14 protein-coding genes are annotated in these 21,851 nt (G+C 61.5%); 7 read left to right on the top strand and 7 right to left on the bottom strand.

Features of this window, described 5'->3' with window-relative positions:
- Positions 1 to 122 precede the first annotated feature (122 nt).
- Positions 123 to 959, bottom strand: a complete 837-nt coding sequence (locus ACIOMR_RS23745; protein WP_003209435.1) for a 23S rRNA (adenine(2030)-N(6))-methyltransferase RlmJ — start codon at positions 957 to 959, stop codon at positions 123 to 125.
- A 174-nt stretch (positions 960 to 1,133) separates the two neighbouring features.
- Between ACIOMR_RS23745 and ACIOMR_RS23740 the strand changes: the two genes are divergently transcribed.
- The gene (locus tag ACIOMR_RS23740) at positions 1,134 to 2,411 is read left to right on the top strand and encodes an O-acetylhomoserine aminocarboxypropyltransferase/cysteine synthase family protein (RefSeq protein WP_008439168.1); all 1,278 of its coding nucleotides are present in this window, start codon (positions 1,134 to 1,136) and stop codon (positions 2,409 to 2,411) included.
- Here the strand turns inward: ACIOMR_RS23740 and ACIOMR_RS23735 are convergent.
- Positions 2,397 to 3,110, bottom strand: a complete 714-nt coding sequence (locus ACIOMR_RS23735; RefSeq protein ID WP_401196698.1) for a DUF4123 domain-containing protein — start codon at positions 3,108 to 3,110, stop codon at positions 2,397 to 2,399. The genes ACIOMR_RS23740 and ACIOMR_RS23735 overlap by 15 nt on opposite strands.
- Complete coding sequence (locus tag ACIOMR_RS23730) at positions 3,107 to 5,140, bottom strand: type VI secretion system tip protein VgrG (protein ID WP_401196695.1); 2,034 nt, start codon at positions 5,138 to 5,140, stop codon at positions 3,107 to 3,109. Before ACIOMR_RS23730 ends, ACIOMR_RS23735 begins: the two co-directional genes overlap by 4 nt.
- Positions 5,141 to 5,328: 188 nt before the next feature.
- Between ACIOMR_RS23730 and ACIOMR_RS23725 the strand changes: the two genes are divergently transcribed.
- A complete protein-coding gene (locus tag ACIOMR_RS23725; RefSeq protein WP_177080409.1) occupies positions 5,329 to 5,823 on the top strand; it encodes a DUF2165 family protein in 495 nt (164 codons plus the stop codon).
- Positions 5,824 to 6,091: 268 nt separating this feature from the next.
- Here the strand turns inward: ACIOMR_RS23725 and putP are convergent, their stop codons facing one another.
- Positions 6,092 to 7,576 carry a sodium/proline symporter PutP gene (gene putP, locus ACIOMR_RS23720; protein ID WP_003209422.1) on the bottom strand — a complete coding sequence of 495 codons (1,485 nt, stop codon included), beginning with the start codon at positions 7,574 to 7,576 and terminating at the stop codon, positions 6,092 to 6,094.
- A gap of 138 nt (positions 7,577 to 7,714) precedes the next feature.
- Complete coding sequence (locus tag ACIOMR_RS23715; RefSeq protein WP_401196691.1) at positions 7,715 to 8,005, bottom strand: hypothetical protein; 291 nt, start codon at positions 8,003 to 8,005, stop codon at positions 7,715 to 7,717.
- A 29-nt stretch (positions 8,006 to 8,034) separates the two neighbouring features.
- Between ACIOMR_RS23715 and putA the strand changes: the two genes are divergently transcribed.
- Positions 8,035 to 11,988 (top strand): trifunctional transcriptional regulator/proline dehydrogenase/L-glutamate gamma-semialdehyde dehydrogenase, encoded by a 3,954-nt coding sequence (gene putA / locus ACIOMR_RS23710; RefSeq protein WP_401196689.1) that lies wholly within the window; start codon positions 8,035 to 8,037, stop codon positions 11,986 to 11,988.
- Between the two features lie 229 nt (positions 11,989 to 12,217).
- Positions 12,218 to 14,020, top strand: coding sequence for an acyl-CoA dehydrogenase (locus tag ACIOMR_RS23705; RefSeq protein WP_401196686.1), 1,803 nt, complete (start codon positions 12,218 to 12,220; stop codon positions 14,018 to 14,020).
- Here the strand turns inward: ACIOMR_RS23705 and ACIOMR_RS23700 are convergent.
- Both ACIOMR_RS23700 and ACIOMR_RS23695 read right to left on the bottom strand, forming a co-directional pair.
- A complete protein-coding gene (locus ACIOMR_RS23700) occupies positions 14,017 to 14,310 on the bottom strand; it encodes a cell division protein ZapA (protein WP_003209415.1) in 294 nt (97 codons plus the stop codon). The genes ACIOMR_RS23705 and ACIOMR_RS23700 overlap by 4 nt on opposite strands.
- Positions 14,307 to 14,537 carry a hypothetical protein gene (locus ACIOMR_RS23695; RefSeq protein WP_003209413.1) on the bottom strand — a complete coding sequence of 77 codons (231 nt, stop codon included), beginning with the start codon at positions 14,535 to 14,537 and terminating at the stop codon, positions 14,307 to 14,309. Before ACIOMR_RS23695 ends, ACIOMR_RS23700 begins: the two co-directional genes overlap by 4 nt.
- Positions 14,538 to 14,814: 277 nt before the next feature.
- Here ACIOMR_RS23695 and ACIOMR_RS23690 point away from each other — a divergent pair, with 277 nt between their 5' ends.
- The 3 genes from ACIOMR_RS23690 (at position 14,815) to mscK (ending at position 21,838) form a co-directional block, all read left to right on the top strand.
- The gene (locus ACIOMR_RS23690) at positions 14,815 to 16,440 is read left to right on the top strand and encodes a methyl-accepting chemotaxis protein (RefSeq protein WP_177028666.1); all 1,626 of its coding nucleotides are present in this window, start codon (positions 14,815 to 14,817) and stop codon (positions 16,438 to 16,440) included.
- A gap of 234 nt (positions 16,441 to 16,674) precedes the next feature.
- Positions 16,675 to 18,417, top strand: coding sequence for a potassium/proton antiporter (locus ACIOMR_RS23685; protein WP_003209410.1), 1,743 nt, complete (start codon positions 16,675 to 16,677; stop codon positions 18,415 to 18,417).
- A gap of 70 nt (positions 18,418 to 18,487) precedes the next feature.
- Positions 18,488 to 21,838 (top strand): mechanosensitive channel MscK, encoded by a 3,351-nt coding sequence (mscK, locus tag ACIOMR_RS23680; RefSeq protein ID WP_401196681.1) that lies wholly within the window; start codon positions 18,488 to 18,490, stop codon positions 21,836 to 21,838.
- Positions 21,839 to 21,851: the final 13 nt, after the last annotated feature.

Raw genomic sequence — 21,851 nt, 5'->3', positions numbered from 1 at the left:
TAAAAATGTGGGAGCGGGCTTGCTCGCGAAAGCGGAGTGTCAGTCACTGAATGTGTTTCTGATACACCGCATTCGCGAGCAAGCCCGCTCCCACATTGGGTCTTCAATACCTTGAGATTGGCTTACTCGGCGATAAGCCAATCCATCTGCCAGCCACCCTGGGTTTGCCCAAGCTGCTTGGACAACCACGGCAGCAGCTCACGCAACTCCTCCTCCAGCCCCCACGGCGGATTGGCAATCGCCAGACCCGAACCGGTCAGGGTGTTGGGCGTGTCCAGCGGATGCACCAGCAATTCCACCCGCAGCAACTTCGGCGCACCGGTACCGGCCAGGTCCTGGTAGAAGCGGCGCAGCATGCGCTGGTCCTTCACCGGGTACCAGATCGCAGCCACTGTCTGGCGCATCCGGCTCACGGCTTCCTTGAGGGACGCGGCGCAGCGCTGCATCTCGTCGAGCTTCTCGAACGGCGGGTCTATCAACATCAACGCACGCTTTTCCGGCACCGGCAGCAATGCCCGTGGCACGTGCCAACCTTCGCCAAGGTGGACTTTCACCCGACGATCACCCTTCATGTTGTCCTTGAGCAGCAGGCCGTCTTCCGGGTGCTTTTCGTTGAGCAGCACGCGGTCCTGAGGACGAGTCAGGCGTCGCGCCAGCTCCGGCGAACCCGGGTAGTAGCGCAATTCGCCATCCGGGTTCATCTCGTGCAGCACACGCATGTAATCGGCGGTCAGCGGCGGCAGGTCGGCCTGGCCCCACAGGCGGGCGATGCCTTCCAGGTATTCACCGGTACGGTTCGCCTGGTCGCCCTGCAGGTCGTACAGACCAATGCCGGCGTGGGTGTCGAGATAGGCAAACGGCTGCTCCTTGCGCGACATCAGGGCGATGAGGCGGGTCAAGGTCAGGTGTTTGAAGACATCGGCGTGGTTGCCGGCGTGATAGGCGTGACGATAATTCATGGTTGCTCCTGCGCAGGGGGCGAAGTTTACCTTTTACGCAGGCAAAGGTGCAGGGCTGCGCGTCAGGTGGCGCTTATGCCGCAAACACAGGGGCGCTGCCGAAAATAGTCTAATTGGCGGTGCGAAAGCGGATTTATTGTGGCGAGCAATTATCCATGGAGGTCATAACAACTCATGAAAGACGCCACCATCGCTTTGCACCATGGCTTCAAGTCGGACCCGACTACCAAGGCCGTCGCCGTGCCGATCTACCAGAACGTCGCTTTCGAATTCGATAACGCCCAGCACGGCGCCGACCTGTTCAACCTCGACGTGCCCGGCAATATCTACACGCGCATCATGAACCCCACCAACGACGTGCTGGAGCAACGCATCGCAGCACTCGAAGGCGGCATCGCGGCCCTGGCGGTGTCGGCCGGCAGCGCGGCGATCCACTACGCGATCCAGACCCTGACCCGTGCCGGTGACAACATCGTCACCACCCCGCAGCTGTACGGTGGCACCTACACCCTGTTCGCCCACTTGCTGCCGAGCTTCGGCGTTGACGTGCGCTTCGCCCGTGACGACTGCGCCGAAGCCATCGCCGAGCTGATCGATGACAACACCAAACTGGTGTACTGCGAGAGCATCGGCAACCCGGCAGGCAATATCATCGATATCGAAGCCCTGGCCAACGTCGCCCACGCCCGTGGCGTGCCGCTGATGGTGGACAACACCGTGGCCACGCCAATCCTGTGCAAGCCGATCCAGTTCGGCGCGGACATCGTCGTGCATTCGGTGACCAAATACGTGGGCGGCCACGGCAACTCGCTGGGTGGCGTGATCGTCGACAGCGGCACCTTTCCCTGGACCCAGTACCCGGAGAAATTCCCCGGACTCAACCAGCCGGAGCCGGCCTATCACGGTGTGGTCTACACCGAAAAATTCGGCCCGGCGGCGTTCATTGCCCGCGCCCGTACCGTGCCGCTGCGCAACACCGGCGCGGCCCTGGCGCCGATGAATGCATTCCTGCTGCTGCAAGGCCTGGAAACCCTGGCCCTGCGCATGGAGCGCCACACCGAAAACGCCTTGAAGATTGCCCACTTTCTGCAAGACCACGCACTGGTGGAGTGGGTCAGCTACGCCGGCCTGCCGGATCACCCCCACCATCACCTGGCGCAAAAATACATGCAGGGCAAACCGTCGGCGATTCTGTCCTTCGGCCTGAAGGGTGGTTATGAGGCGGGCGTGCGTTTCTACGATTCGCTGCAGATCTTCAAGCGCCTGGTGAACATCGGCGATGCCAAGTCCCTGGCCTGCCACCCGGCGTCCACCACCCATCGCCAGATGAATGAACAGGAGCAGGCGAAGGCCGGGGTGAAGCCGGAGATGATTCGCCTGTCGGTGGGCATCGAGGCCATTGAAGACCTGATCGAGGACCTGCAGCAGTCGCTGGCCTCAACCCAGCTCTGAGGCCAGCCAGGCGGCCAGCGCCTGATGGCTGACATCCGGCCGGCGCACGAAGTAGGCGACCTTGTGCTTCAAGGTCGCCGGCACAAAGGCGCTGTACAGGTCCGGGCGCTGTTCTTCCAGCCACTGCAACAGGTTGTCCACCTGCGTAACGCTCGTTTGCTCACCCAGGCGCTGGAGAACATGCGGCGGCACTTGCCACCATGGGCCGGGCTTTGCCGCTCCCGCTGCCGTAACCGCTACCTCATGCTGGCGACCATTGATCCAGTAGCGACTGAACACCGGGAGCAACTCCTTTGCCTGTGGCCCCAGCGCCTGCAACACAGGCAGGACATAAGCACCGTCCCAGAAGCGAAAGAACACCGCCGGCCCTTCCGGCAACAGTACCTTGGTCAGGCTGCGCAGATGCTCGACGACGGTGTGCAAGGAACAGGACGACACCGCCAGCCAACCCCAGTCGATACCTTCGCATTCGGCGGCCCATTTCAGAAAAGCGCTGTCCACGGCGACCACCGCGACGTAGGGCATGACCTCCTCCCACGCTGCATACTCGCTGCCCGCCCAGATGGGGCTAAGTGCACGCCCGTCGGTACGCCGCCACGCATCGAGCGGTTTGCAGTCGCTGGCATTGCCCATCACCGCAAACAACTGCTCGCCCGCCTGCAACGGCGCAGCCTCAAGCCACTGCCCGGGAGAAATCATGGCGCACCCGCGGGCAGTGATGTATTGCGATGCAGGGGCGTATTGCACACGCCATTCCTGCAGCGCTCGCACTCTTCGCAAAAGGGTGCGCTGCGCTTCAGGCTTAACACCTGGACGGCACTCAACGGTGCAGGTATTACCGCCAGCAACTTTTCCTGCAGCCCCGGCGTCAGCGGCGCTCCCGCCGGTGCCGGGGCGCCGCCAAGCTGGATTTGCGTGCTGCTGAAAATCCCGCCCGCCGAAACGTTGATCCACTGCCCACCGGCCTGGAGGGTCACGCTGGCACCCGCATCAATAACGACGTTTTGCCCGGCACCGATGTGAATGGTCAACCCGGCACGTACCTGCTGGGAGCCCGCGACCATCAGGTGATCGTCCTGCTTGAGTTCGGTCAGGCGGTTGCCGTGGGTGGTGCGCTGTTCTTCGCCCTGAAGCTCGTGACGATCAAGGCCTTTGACGATCACATCGCGCTGGTTGTCGACCTGCACGTGCTGGTCGTGCAGTACATGCTGGGTCCAGTTGCGCTGGGCGCGCAGGTAGATTTCCTCGGCACCCTTGCGGTCCTCGATGCGCAGCTCGTTGTAGCCACCGCCGCCGGGGCTGGTCTGGCTACGGAAGATGCTGCGGGTCTTGTCGGCTGGCAGGTCCAGCGGCACCGGCGTGGCGGCATTGGCCAGGCAACCGACCACCAGCGGCGTGTCGGCGTCGCCGTCGACGAAACCCACCAGCACCTCCATGCCCACCCGCGGGATCAACACCGAGCCGTAGTGCTCATGGGCCCAGCCACTGGCCACCCGCAGCCAGCAACTGGAATGTTCGTCGTGCTCCCCGGCGCGATCCCAGGCCATCTGCACCTTGACCCGGCCATACTCGTCACAATGGATCTCGCTGCCTGCCGGCCCTGTAACCACGGCGTTTTGATAGCCAGACACCGGCGGTCGCGATACCAGCAGCGGTGTTCGAAACGGCACCTCCCATGGCGTTACGACAAAGTGATTGCTGTAGCCCTGAGCCGATTCATCACCTGAGGCGTCGATGGTCGACTCCTCCAGCACCTGAGGCTGGCGCCCTGCATGCGTCACCTGGGTGACCAGCCACAAATCATTCCATTCCTGGCGAGGATGCCCTTCCATCCTCAGGAACTGCCCGCTGACCAGGGACGGCTGGTCGCTATGGCCACTGGCCTGGCGAAAGTCACCGCGATGGCGCTCCAACCTTCGTTGCGCCAGGTATTTACCATGAGCGCGATCCGTAAAATTCCCGGGATAACACTGTTCCTCCAGCATGGGACGCTGGCCGCCGGACGCCGTGCTTTCCAAGCTCAGGCGTGGCTTTCTGAAGTCGTAGTCCCGCAGATTCACATCGGTGGTACGGGTCTGCAACCGCAGGGTAAAACGCTTGATCACCGGCGTGTCGGCAACCATCCCCGAACCCGCCGCGTATTGAGTGGCTTGCTCAGGCTGGGCGAACACGCTCTGGTCATCGCCGAACACCAAAAGGTGGCGCTCGGGGTGGTGCTGGAAGTGGTAGTGAATGCCCGACTCGGCGCACAAGCGCTGGATGAACGCCAGATCGGTTTCGCCAAACTGAACGCAGTACTCACGCTCGGGGTACACCCCGCTCAGTTGAAACGAGAAGGCATCCGCCTGGATACCCTGCCCTTCCAGCACCAATGCAATGATCTGCGGCACCGTCCGGTTCTGGAAAATCCGCTGGTGAGCGCTGTGCTCAAGATAAGCCAACTGCGGAACCAGCGTGATCTGATAACGCGTCAGGCGCTTGCCCGAGTCGCCTTGCGCCACCCGATAGACCTGGCCATGAATACCATGGCCATGCGCATCAAACCCCAGGAACGCCTGGCGATGCATCAAGCTTTCCAGGTCAAGGTCGGGTTGCTCGCTGACCAGTTCAAGGTCAAAACGATAGGGCAGGCTGACGAATTCATCGCCCGTGAACTCACGTACCTTGAGATCACTGGGCACACCGTCGAGGGTCAGGCTAAAGGCACTTTGATTGGCAGGAGCGAACATCCGGTGTTTCTCTGCGAGTAGTGGGTGGCCGATTCTGCACCAGCTGTTTGCCGAGCTGAGTGCGCTGCAGGCAAATCAGTAAATCCCTACATCGCAGGCGCTTTAATCTTCATGTATCAGGCATCGAAGCCCTACCACCAGCGTGCTAGCGTATTCGTCCCCCGTCGCCCCATGACAATGGAAAAAACATGGCCAACCGCTACGCAAAAATCGTCCTGACCCTTGCCCTGGCAGCCTTCGCCACACTCGTGGCCTTCAGCAACATCACCGACTACGGCTCCAACTTTGCCTTCGTCAAACATGTGCTGAGCATGGACACCACCTTCCCCGGCAACGCCGCGATGTATCGCGCCATCACCACCCCATGGCTGTGGCACGGTGCATATTGGCTGATCATCGCCGGTGAAGCCCTGACGGCCGTGCTGCTGGCGCGTGGAGCACTGGCCTTGTGGCGGGCTCGTCGTGCCACAGGTATCGACTTCAATCGCGCCAAGAAAAGCGCAATCGTCGGGCTGACCCTGGGTTTCGTGGTGTGGTTCTTCGGCTTTATGGTGATCGGCGGCGAGTGGTTCCTGATGTGGCAATCCCATCAGTGGAACGGCCAGGAAGCGGCGTTCAAGTTCTATATGGCGATCCTGGGTGTGCTGATTTTTCTCAACCAGCCGGACACTGACCACGACTGAAAAACCACGAATTCAAAATCGGTGGATGCCCTTTCGCAAACTACTGTCAGATAGCTGACGGTAGTTTGTAGCCCTTTTCCCAAAGTATAAAAACCGCCTCACATTCAACGCTCACAGCCACCAGGCGAGCCCTTAAATTGGCCGTTTACTTCAGTGATCATCTGAATCTGTGAAAACAACACTGCGAGATCTGGAAGGCAAAAAAACGGCCCGTCATCCAAAAGATGCGGGCCGTTTTCACTTCAGCGGGCATTCAAGCCCCCGCCGATTACTTGTTGAGGTTGTAATCCGCCTCGGCTGCGTCAAACCGCTGAAGCATGCCAGCCGTCGGAGCGCCCAGCTTGCTCACGAAGTAGATCGCCAGGCTGGCGAAGATGAAGCCCGGGATGATTTCGTACAGGCCAAACAGGCTGAAGTGCTTCCACACGATCACGGTGATCGCACCCACCAGGATGCCGGCCAATGCGCCATTACGCGTCATGCCTTTCCACAGTACGGAGATCAGTACCACAGGACCGAACGCAGCACCGAAACCGGCCCAGGCGTAGCTCACCAGGCCCAGTACGCGGTTTTCCGGGTTGGCGGCCATGGCGATGGCAATCAGCGCCACCAACAGCACCATGGCGCGACCGACCCATACCAGCTCGACCTGGGAGGCGTTTTTACGCAGGAAGGTTTTGTAGAAGTCTTCGGTGAGGGCACTGGAGCACACCAGCAACTGGCAGCTCAGGGTGCTCATTACCGCCGCCAGGATGGCCGACAGCAGCACACCGGCAATCCATGGGTTGAAGAGCAGCTTGGCCAGCTCGATGAACACACGCTCGTGGTTCTCGGTCACGGGACCGGCGACTTCCGGGTGCGCCGAGAAGTAGGCGATACCGAAGAAGCCCACCGCCACGGTGCCGCCCAGGCACAGGATCATCCAGGTCATGGAGATACGACGGGCATTGGCAATCGATTTCACCGAATCCGCCGCCATGAAACGCGCGAGGATGTGCGGCTGGCCGAAGTAACCCAGGCCCCAGCCCATCAGCGAAATGATGCCGATGAAGGTGGTGTTTTTCAGCATGTTGAAGTTGTCAGGGTTCTGCGCTTCGATCGCCAGGAAGGTGGTGTCGACGCCACCGGTGGCCAGCAGCACGATGATCGGGGTCAGCAACAAGGCGAAGATCATCAGCGTGGCTTGCACGGTGTCGGTCCAGCTCACGGCCAGGAAACCACCGACGAAGGTGTAGGCAATGGTTGCGGCAGCACCGGCCCACAGCGCGGTCTCGTAGGACATGCCGAAGGTGCTTTCAAACAGACGGGCGCCAGCCACGATGCCGGAAGCGCAGTAGATGGTGAAGAACACCAGGATCACCACCGCAGAGATGATTCGCAGCAGGCCGCTTTTATCTTCGAAACGGCTGGAGAAGTAATCCGGCAGGGTCAGGGCGTCGCCGTTGTGCTCGGTCTGCACCCGCAGGCGGCCGGCTACAAACAGCCAGTTCAGGTAGGCACCGACGATCAGGCCGATGGCGATCCAGCTTTCCGACAGGCCAGACATGTAGATCGCGCCGGGCAAGCCCATCAGCAACCAGCCGCTCATGTCCGAGGCACCGGCCGAAAGCGCGGTAACCACGCTGCCGAGGCTGCGACCGCCGAGGATGTAGTCGGAAAGGTTGTTGGTGGAGCGATAGGCCATGAAGCCGATCAGCACCATGGCAGCGATATAGATCACAAATGTGATCAGGGTAGGATTACTTACGCTCATTGAGTTACGCCCTGGCTTTGTTTTTATGTAGCGGCGGTCTGTCCGGACGGCCATCCACTTTGCTAGTGGATAGACGAAGCCTGGCGCCGCGCATTTATGACTGACGTTTCCCCAGGAAAGCCATCAGCCGATGAACCGTCAGTAAGAGGTTGCACCTTGGGCGCGAATGCTATTCAACAAAGCAAATAAGGTGCAACCAGTTTCTTGAGAATAAGTTGCACCTCGATGTTTTTTGTGGAAAACACCGTGTTTTTGCTCCTTTTCGGAGCAAGAGCAGCCAAAGTCAGAAGCAAATGCATCAAGGCGCAGCCGATTCGGCTGTGACGATAATTTTTCCCGATCAGCATCAAAAAATTCATGGATAAAAAGGGTTGCACCCGGTTGCACCTCTCTCGGCGCAAAGCTAATCTTGCCGCCAGCTGATGCCACGCAGTAGTGGCACCCATGAGGATAAAAAGATGGCTACGACCACCCTTGGGGTCAAACTTGACGACCCGACCCGCGAGCGCCTGAAGGCGGCCGCGACCTCCATTGATCGCACGCCGCACTGGCTGATCAAGCAGGCGATTTTCAATTACCTGGAGAAACTCGAGGGTGGTGCAACCCTGGCCGAGCTCAACGGCCTGGGCAGCAAGGACGCGGAAGAGGCCGGCGAGGTCCAGACCGACCACGCCCACCAGTGCTTCCTGGAATTTGCCGAAAGCATCCTGCCGCAATCCGTACTGCGCGCCTCGATCACCGCCGCTTACCGTCGCCCGGAGCCGGAAGTGGTGCCGATGCTGATCGAGCAGGCTCGCCTGCCCGCGGCAATGGCCGAGGCCACCAACAAGCTCGCCTCTTCGATCGCCGAGAAACTGCGCAATCAGAAAAGCGCCGGCGGCCGTGCAGGCATCGTCCAGGGCCTGCTGCAGGAATTCTCCCTGTCGTCCCAGGAAGGCGTAGCGCTGATGTGCCTCGCCGAAGCGCTGCTGCGCATCCCCGACAAGGGCACCCGCGACGCACTGATCCGCGACAAGATCAGCACCGGCAACTGGCACCCGCACCTGGGCAACAGCCCGTCGCTGTTCGTCAACGCCGCCACCTGGGGCCTGTTGCTGACCGGCAAACTGGTCGCCACCCACAACGAAGCCGGCCTGACCTCGTCCCTGAGCCGCATCATCGGCAAGAGCGGCGAGCCGATGATCCGCAAGGGCGTCGACATGGCCATGCGCCTGATGGGCGAGCAGTTCGTCACCGGTGAAACCATCGCCGAAGCCCTGGCCAATGCGAGCAAGTTCGAAGCCAAGGGCTTCCGCTATTCCTACGACATGCTCGGTGAAGCCGCACTTACCGAACATGACGCCCAGAAATACCTGGCCTCGTACGAACAAGCCATCCACTCGATCGGCAAGGCGTCCCACGGTCGCGGGATTTATGAAGGCCCGGGCATTTCCATCAAGCTCTCGGCCCTGCACCCGCGTTACAGCCGTGCGCAGTACGAGCGCGTGATGGACGAGTTGTACCCGCGCCTGCTGTCGCTGACCCTGCTGGCCAAGCAGTACGACATCGGCCTGAACATCGACGCCGAAGAAGCCGATCGCCTGGAGCTGTCCCTCGACCTGCTGGAACGACTGTGCTTCGAGCCGCAACTGACGGGCTGGAACGGTATCGGTTTTGTGATCCAGGCTTACCAGAAGCGTTGCCCGTATGTGATCGACTACGTGATCGACCTGGCACGCCGCAGCCGCCACCGCCTGATGATCCGCCTGGTAAAAGGCGCGTACTGGGACAGCGAAATCAAGCGCGCCCAGGTCGAAGGCCTGGAAGGCTATCCGGTGTACACCCGCAAGGTGTACACCGACGTTTCCTACATTGCCTGCGCACGCAAACTGCTTTCGGTACCGGAAGTTATCTACCCGCAGTTCGCCACCCACAACGCTCACACCTTGTCGGCGATTTACCATATTGCCGGTCAGAACTATTACCCCGGCCAGTACGAGTTCCAATGCCTGCACGGCATGGGCGAGCCTCTGTACGAGCAGGTTGTAGGCAAGGTCTCCGAAGGCAAGCTGAACCGTCCGTGCCGCGTGTACGCACCCGTCGGCACCCACGAAACACTGCTGGCTTACCTGGTGCGTCGCTTGCTGGAAAACGGCGCCAACACCTCGTTCGTCAACCGTATTGCCGACCAATCCATCTCGATCCAGGAGCTGGTGGCCGATCCAGTGGCCAGCATCGAGCAGATGGCGACGCTGGAAGGCGGCTTCGGCCTGCCGCACCCGCGTATCCCGCTGCCGCGTGACCTGTATGGTGCCGAGCGCGCCAACTCTGCCGGTATCGACCTGGCCAACGAACACCGCCTGGCGTCGCTGTCCTGCGCCTTGCTGGCTACCGCGCATAACAACTGGAAAGCCGCGCCGATGCTCGGTTGCGCTTCCAGCAATGAAGCGGCTGCACCGGTGTTGAACCCGTCGGATCTGCGTGATGTGGTTGGCCACGTACAGGAAGCAACTGTCGAAGACGTCGACAACGCCATCCAGTGCGCCCTGAACGCTGCGCCAATCTGGCAGGCCACCCCGCCCGCCGAACGCGCCGCGATCCTGGAACGTGCCGCCGATTTGATGGAAGGCGAGATCCAGCCGCTGATGGGCCTGCTGGCCCGCGAAGCCGGCAAGACCTTCGCCAACGCCATCGCCGAAGTGCGTGAAGCCGTGGACTTCCTGCGTTACTACGCGGTGCAGGCTCGCAACGATTTCACCAACGACGCTCACCGCCCGCTGGGTCCGGTGGTGTGCATCAGCCCGTGGAACTTCCCGCTGGCGATCTTCAGTGGCCAGGTCGCCGCTGCACTGGCCGCCGGCAACCCGGTACTGGCCAAGCCTGCCGAGCAAACACCGCTGGTGGCCGCACAAGCCGTGCGCCTGCTGCTGGAAGCCGGGATTCCGGAAGGCGTGCTGCAACTGCTGCCGGGCCAGGGCGAAACCGTCGGTGCGCGCCTGGTGGGTGATGATCGCGTCAAGGGCGTGATGTTCACCGGTTCCACCGAGGTTGCGCGCTTGCTGCAACGCAGTGTCGCCGGCCGTCTGGATGCACAGGGTCGTCCGATTCCGCTGATCGCCGAAACCGGTGGCCAGAACGCAATGATCGTCGACTCCTCGGCGCTCACCGAACAAGTGGTGATCGACGTAGTGTCCTCGGCCTTCGACAGTGCCGGCCAACGTTGCTCGGCCCTGCGCGTACTGTGCTTGCAGGAAGATTCCGCTGACCGCGTCATCGAAATGCTTAAAGGTGCCATGGCTGAATGCCGCCTCGGCAACCCGGAGCGCCTGTCGGTGGATATCGGCCCGGTGATCGACGCCGAAGCCAAGGCTGGCATCGAGAAACATATCCAGGCCATGCGCGACAAAGGCCGCAACGTTTACCAGGTCGCCATTGCCGATAGCGAAGAGATCAAGCGCGGCACCTTCGTGATGCCAACCCTGATCGAACTGGAAAGCTTCGACGAACTGCAACGGGAGATCTTCGGCCCGGTGCTGCACGTGGTGCGCTACAAGCGCAAAGAGATCGACCAGCTTATCGGCCAGATCAATGCCTCCGGCTATGGCCTGACCCTGGGCGTGCACACCCGCATCGACGAGACCATCGCCAAGGTGATCGACAACGTCCATGCCGGTAACGTCTACGTTAACCGCAACATCGTGGGCGCCGTGGTCGGTGTGCAGCCGTTCGGTGGCGAAGGCTTGTCGGGCACTGGCCCGAAAGCTGGCGGCCCGCTGTATCTGTACCGTTTGCTGTCGACCCGTCCTACGGACGCCATCGAGCAATCCTTCGTCCGTGGTGATGCACTGGCCGCACCGGATGTTCGCCTGCGGGATGCCATGAGCAAGCCGCTGACCGCCCTGAAAGCCTGGGCCGACAGCAACAAGCTGAGCGACTTGAGCGCCCTGTGCGTGCAGTTCGCCGTGCAATCCCAAAGCGGTATCACCCGCCAACTGGCCGGCCCGACCGGCGAGCGCAACAGCTACGCCATCCTGCCCCGCGAGCACGTGTTGTGCCTGGCGGAAGTGGAAGGCGACCTGCTGACGCAACTGGCGGCCGTGCTGGCAGTCGGCGGCTCGGCGGTATGGCCGGAAACTGAGTTGACCAAGGCCGTGTTCGCACGCTTGCCGAAGGATATTCAGGCGAAGATCACGCGGGTGGCTGACTGGACCAAGGATGAAACCGTGTTTGATGCCGTGCTGCATCACGGTGATTCCGACCAACTGCGCGGGGTTTGCCAGCAAGTGGCCAAGCGTGGCGGGGCGATTGTCGGGGTTCACGGTTTGTCTTCGGGCGAAACCGGGATCGCCCTGGAGCGCCTGGTGATCGAACGGGCGTTGAGCGTCAACACTGCTGCTGCGGGTGGTAATGCCAGCCTGATGACCATCGGCTAACTGACGAAACGCGGTCAAAATGTGGGAGCGGGCTTGCTCGCGAATGCGCAGTGTCAGTCGCCAGATGTACTGACTGATCCACCGCATTCGCGAGCAAGCCCGCTCCCACACTGACCGTGTTTGCAACTCACCGCTGTTGTTTTGCCCCTCCATCACCCAGATCAATCTTGCTATCCAGCCTCTATTTGCGCACTTAGACTCAGGCCCATTCCCACACAGGTAAGCCGCCATGTCCGAGACGCTGCTCAGTTCCCGCAATCTGGCTTTCGAGCTGTACGAAGTCCTCGATGCCGAGGGCCTGACCCAGCGCGAGCGGTTTGCCGAACACAACCGTGAAACCTTCGACGCCGCCATCGGCACCGCCCGCAGCATTGCCGAGAAGTTCTTCGCCCCGCATAACCGCAAGGGCGACGAGAACGAGCCACGCTACGAAAACGGTCAGGCGATTCTGATTCCCGAGGTGAAACCGGCAGTAGATGCCTTCCTCGAAGCCGGTTTTCTCAACGCCGCCCGCAGCTTCGAAGCCGGTGGCATGCAACTGCCCACCCTGCTCTCCCAGGCGTGTTTCGCCCACTTCCAGTCGGCCAACGCCGCATCCACGTCCTACCCGTTCCTGACCATGGGCGCCGCCAACCTGATCGAGAGCTTCGGCACCGAGGAGCAGAAACAACGCTTCCTGCAACCGATGATCGAAGGCCGCTTCTTTGGCACCATGGCGCTGACCGAGCCCCATGCGGGCTCATCGCTGTCGGATATTCGTACCCGCGCAGAGCCGGCGGCTGACGGCAGCTATCGCCTCAAGGGCAACAAGATCTTCATCTCCGGCGGCGATCACCCGCTGTCGGAGAACATCGTGCACATGGTGCTGGCCAAGCTGCCGGACGCACCTGCCGGGGTGAAGGGCATTTCGCTGTTTATCGTGCCCAAGTTCCTGGTCAACGACGACGGCAGCCTGGGCAAGCGCAACGATGTGCTGCTGGCCGGGCTGTTTCACAAGATGGGCTGGCGTGGCACCACCTCGACCGCGTTGAATTTCGGCGATAACGGCGAGTGCGTCGGCTACCTGGTGGGCCAGCCGCATCAGGGCCTGAGTTGCATGTTCCAGATGATGAACGAAGCGCGGATCGGCGTGGGCATGGGCGCGGTGATGCTGGGTTACGCCGGCTACCTGTACTCCCTGGAATATGCCCGTGAACGTCCCCAAGGCCGCCTGCCCGACAGCAAGGATCCCAACACCGCGCCGGTGTCGATCATCCAGCACGCCGATATCAAACGCATGCTGTTGACCCAAAAAGCCTACGTGGAAGGCGCCTTCGACCTTGGCTTGTACGCCGCACGGTTGTTCGATGACACCACTACTCTGCCTAACGAAGCCGAGCGCAAACAGGCCCACGAACTGCTGGACCTGCTGACGCCGATCGTCAAATCCTGGCCATCGGAGTTTTGCCTGAAGGCCAACGAACTGGCGATCCAGATCCTCGGCGGCCACGGCTACACCCGCGAATACCCGGTGGAACAGTACTACCGCGACAACCGCCTGAACCCGATCCATGAAGGCACCCACGGCATTCAGTCGCTGGACTTGCTCGGGCGCAAGCTGGCGCAGAACGGCGGTGCGGGCTTGAAGCAACTGATCCGCCTGATCGCCGAGACCGGCGCACGGGCACAGGAGTATCCGTCGCTGAATGCCTTGCGGGAACCGCTGGAACAACTGGTGGCGCGCCTGCAAGCGGTCACCCTCGGCCTGCTGACGGATCTCGCCCAGGGCAAGGTCAACAGCAGCCTGGCGAATTCGGCGCTGTACCTGAAGGTGTTCGGGCATACGGTGATTGGCTGGCGCTGGCTGGAACAGGCAATTCGCGCCGAGGAAGGGCTGGCCAGGGGCAATGCTGCCGATGTCGCCTTCTATAAGGGCAAGCTCCAGGCCGCCCGGTACTTCCTGACGTGGGAAATACCGGGCTGCCATCATGAACTGGCGATTCTCGAGGCACGCGATGACACGTGCCTGGGGATGCAGGATGAGTGGTTCTAAGGCGTTCCGATTGCCTTGGAAATCACCTCGACCGTGGCGCTGACTTGCTCTTGGTAACGGTCGAGTTCCTGCTGGTGGTGCTTTTGCATTTCGATCTGCTCGGCGCACAGGTTCAGCGCCGCCAGCACCAATAGCTTGTCACCGATCAGCGTCGGGTACTTTTTCTTGGTGGTGGCCAGGGATGCCTTGAGCATCGTCACGGCGCTCATCAGGGTGTTGTCTTCCCCTTCCGGTGCCTTGATCGAGTAATCCTCACCGAGAATCGAAACGACCTTTATCCCTTCATTCATGCGCTGACAGGACCTGCGCTCACACGCTCAACCAACGCCTGGATACGGGCAGCGGTGGCGCCCTGCTTTTCTTCCTGTTCCATCAGGTTCAGCTGCAAGCTGTCGTTTTCATCCTTGGCGCGAGCCAGTTCGGCCTTGAGGGATTCGTTGGTGCCCAGTAGATCCTGGTTCTGCTGTACCAGGTCGCTGACCAGTTGTTCCAATTGGCTGAGGGATGCTTCTAACATTTTGATTTCTCGGGCTTTTTCAAAGGGCGGTGACGATAAAGAAAATTCACCTCGGATGCCAGGGTTATCCCTGGCGCGGGGCCTTGATTTTACAGGGCAGGCCACGCTTTCGAGCCTTAGTGACTGCATTTATGGCATCTGGTTCCTGAATCCCGTCGGCCCGCCCCGATCTGCGACAAAAGCGCGCACCCCCTCAAGACTTTAGTCGTATGACCGATAGGTCATGGACACCCCGCTCAAACCCCGCATGGATCGCGCTTCTCCCCAGGATCACAACATGTCTCTTCGTAATATGAATATCGCGCCGCGGGCCTTTCTCGGCTTCGCGTTGATTGGCGCGCTGATGTTGTTTCTCGGTGTGTTCGCCCTGAACCAGATGAGCAAGATCCGTGCGGCGACGGAAGACATCACCCTTAGCAGCGTACCGAGCATTCGCGCCCTGGACGAGTTCACTCAACTGACCCTGCGCCTGCGGGTGCTGTCGTATCGCCTGCTGACCAACCGCGAGCCTGACGTCCAGCAAAAGACCCTTGAGTCTTTTGACGTGCGCAATCAGCAGATTCGTACGGCCCAGGCGGTCTACGAGAAGTTGATCGACAGCAGCGAAGAACGTGCTGCCTACGATGAATACGTGCGTCTGCTGGCCCAGTACCATCAGATTGAAGAGCGCATGAAGAGCCTGTCACGGGCCAATCAGGTGGAAGAGCTGCGCACGCTGCTGAATACCGAGCTGCTGAACAACTCGGATCAGGTCAACGCCGTACTGAACCGCCTGCTGGACATCAACAACAAGATGGCGCTGGCCACCAACCAGCAAGCTGCCGACCAGTACGACATGGCGTTTGAGCTGGTGGTGATCCTGCTGATCCTCGCCACTGCATTGACCATGCTGTTCGCCTGGCTGCTGACCCGCAGCATTACCCAGCCAATCGCCCAGGCCCTGGATGCCGCCGAGGAAATCGCCGAAGGCAACCTGACGCGCCCGATCAAGGTGGAAGGCAACGACGAAGCCGGCCGACTACTGTTGGCAATGGCCAAGATGCAGGACAAATTGAAGGACACCTTGCAGCGCATTTCCGGCTCGGCCACCCAATTGGCCTCCGCCGCGGAAGAGCTGAATGCCGTGACCGACGAAAGCGCCCGTGGCCTGACCCAGCAAAACAACGAAATCGAACAGGCCGCCACGGCGGTGAACGAGATGACCAGCGCGGTTGAAGAAGTGGCCCGCAACGCGGTCAGCACTTCCGAAGCCTCGAAGAACGCCACGTCGTCTGCGGGCGATGGACGTGATTTGGTGCAGGAAACCGTCAGCGCCATTGAACGCATGAGCAGCGACGTGCAAGCCACTGCCACCTTGATCGGCAACCTGGCGGAAGAGTCCCGGGACATCGGCAAGGTGCTGGACGTGATTCGTGGTTTGGCTGACCAGACCAACCTGCTGGCCCTGAACGCCGCGATTGAAGCGGCGCGTGCCGGTGAAGCCGGGCGTGGTTTTGCGGTGGTGGCGGATGAGGTGCGGGCCCTGGCCCACCGCACCCAACAGTCCACCAGCGAAATCGAGCGGATGATCGGCAGCATTCAGGCCGGTACCGAGCATGCAGTGGATTCGATGCGCAACAGCACCGAGCGGGCGGAATCGACGTTGAACATCGCCAAGGGTGCGGGGATGTCGCTGGACACCATCAACACTGCCATCGTTGAAATCAACGAGCGCAACCTGGTGATCGCCAGTGCCGCCGAAGAGCAGGCGCAGGTGGCGCGGGAAGTGGATCGCAACCTGGTGAATATTCGTGACTTGTCGGTGCAGTCGGCAACCGGCGCCAGCCAGACCAGTGCGGCGAGCAGTGAGCTGTCGCGGTTGGCGGTGGATTTGAACGGGATGGTGGGGCGGTTCAGGCTTTAACGGATACCGCAGGGCTAAAAATGTGGGAGCGGGCTTGCTCGCGAATGCGGTGGATCAGCTACGCATAACGCGACTGACACACCGCTTTCGCGAGCAAGCCCGCTCCCACATTGAATATGCGCCAGCCATTCAAAACCTTTTTGACAGCACAGCAATTCAACAGGTTAGAATCGCTGGCACGCAGACTGCATGGTCAGTTTGCGCCTCGTCTTTCCTGCTCATGGAGTACTGCCTTTGAATGCGACGACCATCAACAGCCTGTTCTTGATCGGCGCGTTGCTGGTAGGTGCGAGCATTCTGGTGAGTTCTCTTTCGTCCCGCCTGGGGATTCCGATCCTGGTAATCATCCTGGCCGTGGGCATGATCGCCGGCGTCGACGGCGGCGGCATCATCTTCGATAACTACCCGACTGCCTACCTCGTGGGCAACCTCGCCCTGGCCGTGATCCTGCTCGACGGCGGACTGCGAACGCGGGTAGCCAGTTTCCGTGTAGCCCTCTGGCCTGCGTTGTCCCTGGCGACGGTCGGGGTGCTGATCACCACCGGCCTCACCGGCATGGCAGCCGCCTGGCTGTTCAACCTCAACATCATTCAAGGCCTGCTGATCGGCGCCATCGTCGGCTCCACGGACGCCGCAGCGGTGTTCTCGCTGCTGGGCGGCAAAGGCCTGAACGAACGGGTCACCGCCAGCCTGGAAATCGAATCCGGCAGCAACGACCCGATGGCGGTGTTCCTCACCGTCACCCTGATCGACATGCTCGCCAGCGGCCAGACCGGCCTGCACTGGAGCCTGCTGGGCCACCTGATCCGCGAGTTCGGCATCGGCGGCATCATCGGCCTGGGCGGCGGCTGGTTGATGCTGCAGATGGTCAACCGGATCAACCTGGCCAACGGCCTGTACCCGATCCTGGTGATTTCCGGCGGCCTTTTCGTGTTCGCCCTGACCAACGCCCTGCACGGCAGCGGCTTCCTCGCCGTTTACCTGTGCGGCCTGGTGATCGGCAACCGCCCGGTGCGCAGCCGGCACGGCATTTTGCATATGCTCGACGGCATGGCCTGGCTGGCACAGATCGGCATGTTCCTGGTGCTGGGCCTGCTGGTCACGCCCCATGATTTGCTGCCCATCGCGCTGCCGGCTCTGGGCCTGGCGCTGTGGATGATTCTCTTCGCACGGCCGCTGTCGGTGATCGTCGGCCTGTTGCCGTTCAAGGCCTTCCATGGCCGAGAGAAAGCCTTTATCGCCTGGGTCGGCCTGCGCGGTGCGGTACCGATCATTCTGGCGGTGTTCCCGCTGATGGCCGGCCTGCCCCACGCGCAGCTTTACTTCAACCTGGCGTTCTTTATCGTGCTGGTGTCGTTGCTGGTGCAGGGTACGAGCCTGCCGTGGGTCGCCAAACTGTTGAAAGTGACGGTACCGCCAGAGCCGGCGCCGATTTCCCGGGCGGCCCTGGAAGTGCACGTCACCAGCGAGTGGGAGCTGTTCGTCTACCGCCTGGGCGCCGAGAAATGGTGCATCGGCGCCGCCCTGCGGGAGCTGAAAATGCCCGAAGGCACGCGGATCGCCGCGCTGTTTCGTGGCCAGCAACTGCTCCATCCGTCGGGTAGTACAGTGCTCGAAGTCGACGATCTGCTGTGCGTAATCGGCCATGAACACAACTTGCCGGCCCTCGGCAAACTGTTCAGCCAGGCACCACAACGGGGCCTCGACCTGCGCTTCTTCGGTGACTTCGTCCTGGAAGGCGACGCCCAGCTGGGCGCGGTTTCGGCCCTGTACGGGCTCAAGCTCGAGGGCATCGACCCGGACATGCCACTGAGTCGTTTCATCACCCAGAAAGTCGGCGGTGCGCCGGTCGTCGGCGACCAGGTGGAATGGAACAACACCATTTGGACCGTCGCGGTCATGGACGGGAACAAGATCGGCAAAGTCGGCGTCAGATTCCCCGAAGGAAGTCGCCCGGGCCCCGGACTCTTCCTCTAAACTGCGGGGCGACGGCGCGCCAGTCGATGTCGGGACGCCCCCTATTTTTCACCTTGCTCGACCGGTCTCTATGACAACCCTGCGCACTTTTCTCGCCACTGCCCTGCTGGGCCTGACTCTCTGCGTCGGCACCGTACACGCGGCCGACCCGCCCAGCATCGATTCCGTCCAGCAAACCCTGGACAAGCTGCCGGACCGCAAACTGCCCGACGCCGACATGAAGGCGCTGCAAAGCATCCTGCAGCAAACGCTCACCTTCCTGGGCAACCAGCAGGACTACCAGCAGCGCCTGGTGGACCTCAAGCGCCAGCTCGAAGACGCGCCGCGCGAGACCGTCGACAACCAGCGCGAACTGACTCGCCTCAAGGCCACCAAGGTGATTCCGGTCGCCCAGCGCTACGCCACCTTGCCGGTGCCGCAACTTGAACAACTGCTGGTGCAGCGCACCACCCAGCAAGGCGACCTGCAAAAGGAACTGGCCGACGCCAACAGCCTGACCATCGCGGCCCAGACCCGTCCCGAGCGCGCCCAGACCGAAATCAGCAGCAGCCAGACACGTATCCAGCAGATCAACGCGACTCTCAAGGCAGGCAAGGACAACGGCAAGACCCTCAGCGGCGACCAGCGCAACCAGCTGAATGCCGAGTTGGCCGCCCTCAACGCCCTGATTCCCCTGCGCCGCCAGGAACTGGCCGGCAACAGCCAACTGCAAGACCTGGGCAACAGCCAGCACGACCTGGTGCTGGAAAAGACCGCGCGCCTGGAGCAGGAAATCCAGGACCTGCAAACCCTGATCAACCAGAAACGCCTGGCCCAGTCCCAGGAAACCGTGACCCAGCAGTCCATCGAAGCCCAGAAGGCCGGTGGCAGCAGCCTGCTCGCCACGGAAAGCGCGGCCAACCTGAAACTGTCCGACTACCTGCTCAAAAGCACTGACCGGCTCAACGAGCTGACCCAGAAAAACCTGCAAACCAAGCAGCAACTGGACAGCGTGACCCAAAGCGACTCGGCGCTGGACGAGCAGATCAACGTGCTCAAGGGCAGCCTGCTACTGTCCAAGATCCTCTACAAACAGAAGCAGGCCCTCCCGCGCCTGACCGTGGACCGCGACCTGGCGGATGACATCGCCAACATTCGCCTGTACCAGTTCGAGGTCAACCAGCAGCGCGAACTGATCAGCACCCCGAGCACCTACGTCGACAGCTTGCTGGCCAACCAGCCGGCCGACCAGGTGACGCCACAACTGCGGCGCACCCTGCTGGAACTGGCGATCACCCGCAGCGACCTGCTGGAACGCTTGAGCCGGGAACTGAGCGCACTGCTCAACGAATCCATCACCCTGCAACTGAACCAGAAACAACTGCTGAGCACTGCCACCACCTTGCGGGCGACCCTCGACGAACAGATGTTCTGGATTCCCAGCAACAAGCCGCTGGATACCGAATGGCTGGAAACCGTACCGGCGCACTTGAGCAAACAGGTCAATACCCTGCCGTGGGCCTCCAGCGTCAGCGAGCTGTATGACGGCCTGACCCAGCGCCCGCTGCTGTTCCTGCCCCTGCTGTTGTTGATCGGCGCGCTGCTGTGGCGTCGCAGCTACCTGTATGCCCGGCTGAAAAAAATCCATATGGACATCGGCCACTTCAAACGCGACAGCCAGTGGCACACGCCGGTGGCGATCCTGGTGAATATCGCGCTGGCGATGCCGGTGGCCCTGGGCCTGGCACTCTGCGGCTATGCGCTGCAGATCGACGCCCGCGGGCAAAACGCCAACCTCGGCGCCGCCCTGCTGCAGATCGCCCAGGCGTGGCTGGTGTTCTACACCGCGTATCGGATCCTCGCGCCCGGCGGCGTCGCCGAGTTGCACTTCCGCTGGGAAAAACCCCAGGTCGAATTCCTCCAGGGCTGGGTACGCAAGCTCGGGCTCGTGGTACTGGCGTTGGTGGCCGTGGTGGCCATCGCCGAGCATCAGCCGGCAGCGCTGGCCGACGATGTGCTGGGCATCGGCGTGGTACTGACCTGCTACGCACTGATGGCGTGGCTGCTCGGGCGCCTGCTGCTCAACAGCCCGACTCATGAAAAAGCCTCGCTGTTTCGCAAGGCCGTGGGCCTGGTGTTTACGGCACTGCCGGTGGCGCTGTTTATCGCCGTATGCTTTGGCTACTACTACACCGCCCTCAAGCTCAGCGACCGGCTGATCAACACCTTGTACCTGCTGATGTTCTGGCTGGTGATCGAAGCCACCTTCGTACGTGGCCTGGGCGTTGCGGCACGGCGCCTGGCCTATGCGCGGGCCCTGGCCAAACGCCAGGCCGCCAAGGAAGCCGGTGAGGGTGAAGCAGTGATCGAAGAGCCGACCCTGGACATCGAACAGGTCAACGAACAGTCGATGCGCCTGATTCGCCTGGCGCTGCTGGGCGGCTTTATCGCTGCGTTGTACTGGGTGTGGTCCGACTTGATCTCGGTGTTTTCCTACCTGGACAACGTCACCCTCTACGAATACACCAGCGGCACCGGCGCCAATATCAGCATGGTGCCCATCAGCATCGGCGACTTGCTCGGCGCCCTGATCATCATCGGCATCACCTTCGCCCTGGCGCGCAACCTGCCCGGCCTGCTGGAAGTGTTGGTGCTGTCCAAGCTCGACCTAGCCCAGGGCAGCGCCTACGCCACCACCACCTTGCTGTCCTATGTGATTGCCGGCGTCGGGTTTGTCTCCACCCTGTCGACCCTCGGCGTGAGCTGGGACAAGTTGCAATGGCTGGTGGCCGCGCTGTCGGTGGGGTTGGGTTTCGGGATGCAGGAAATCTTCGCCAACTTCATCTCCGGCATCATGATCCTGTTCGAGCGCCCGGTACGGATCGGCGACACCATCACCATCGGCAACCTGTCGGGCACGGTGAGCAAGATCCGCATCCGTGCCACCACCATCACCGACTTCGACCGCAAGGACATCATTGTCCCGAACAAGACGTTCATCACCGGGCAACTGATCAACTGGTCGCTGACCGACACCATCACCCGGGTTACCCTGAAACTGGGCGTGGACTACGGCTCGGACCTGGACCTGGTGAAGGAATTGCTGCTCAGGGCCGCCGCAGAAAACCCTCGCGTGCTGAAAGACCCGGCACCCCACGTGTACTTCCTCAACTTCGGTGAAAGCACCCTCGATCACGAACTGCGCATGCATGTGCGGGATCTGGGCGATCGCAACCCGGTGATCGATGAGGTCAACCGCTTCATCAACCGCGAGTTCAAGAACCACCACATCAACATCTCGTTCCGGCAGATGGAGGTTTACCTGAAGAACCTGCATGGCCAGGAATACAAGCTGGTGCCGGTGGAAGAAGAAAACCGGACCATCCTGCCGCCCGCCCAGGACCAGGACCTGCCCGAGCCGCCGCCCGCCAAACTCGACTAAACGCGCTCTCCCC

This window comes from Pseudomonas sp. NPDC087814, assembly GCF_044742865.1.
Lineage (GTDB): Bacteria > Pseudomonadota > Gammaproteobacteria > Pseudomonadales > Pseudomonadaceae > Aquipseudomonas.
The sequence above is the reverse complement of the archived record's forward strand: the minus strand, read 5'-3'. Positions and strand labels throughout refer to the sequence as shown.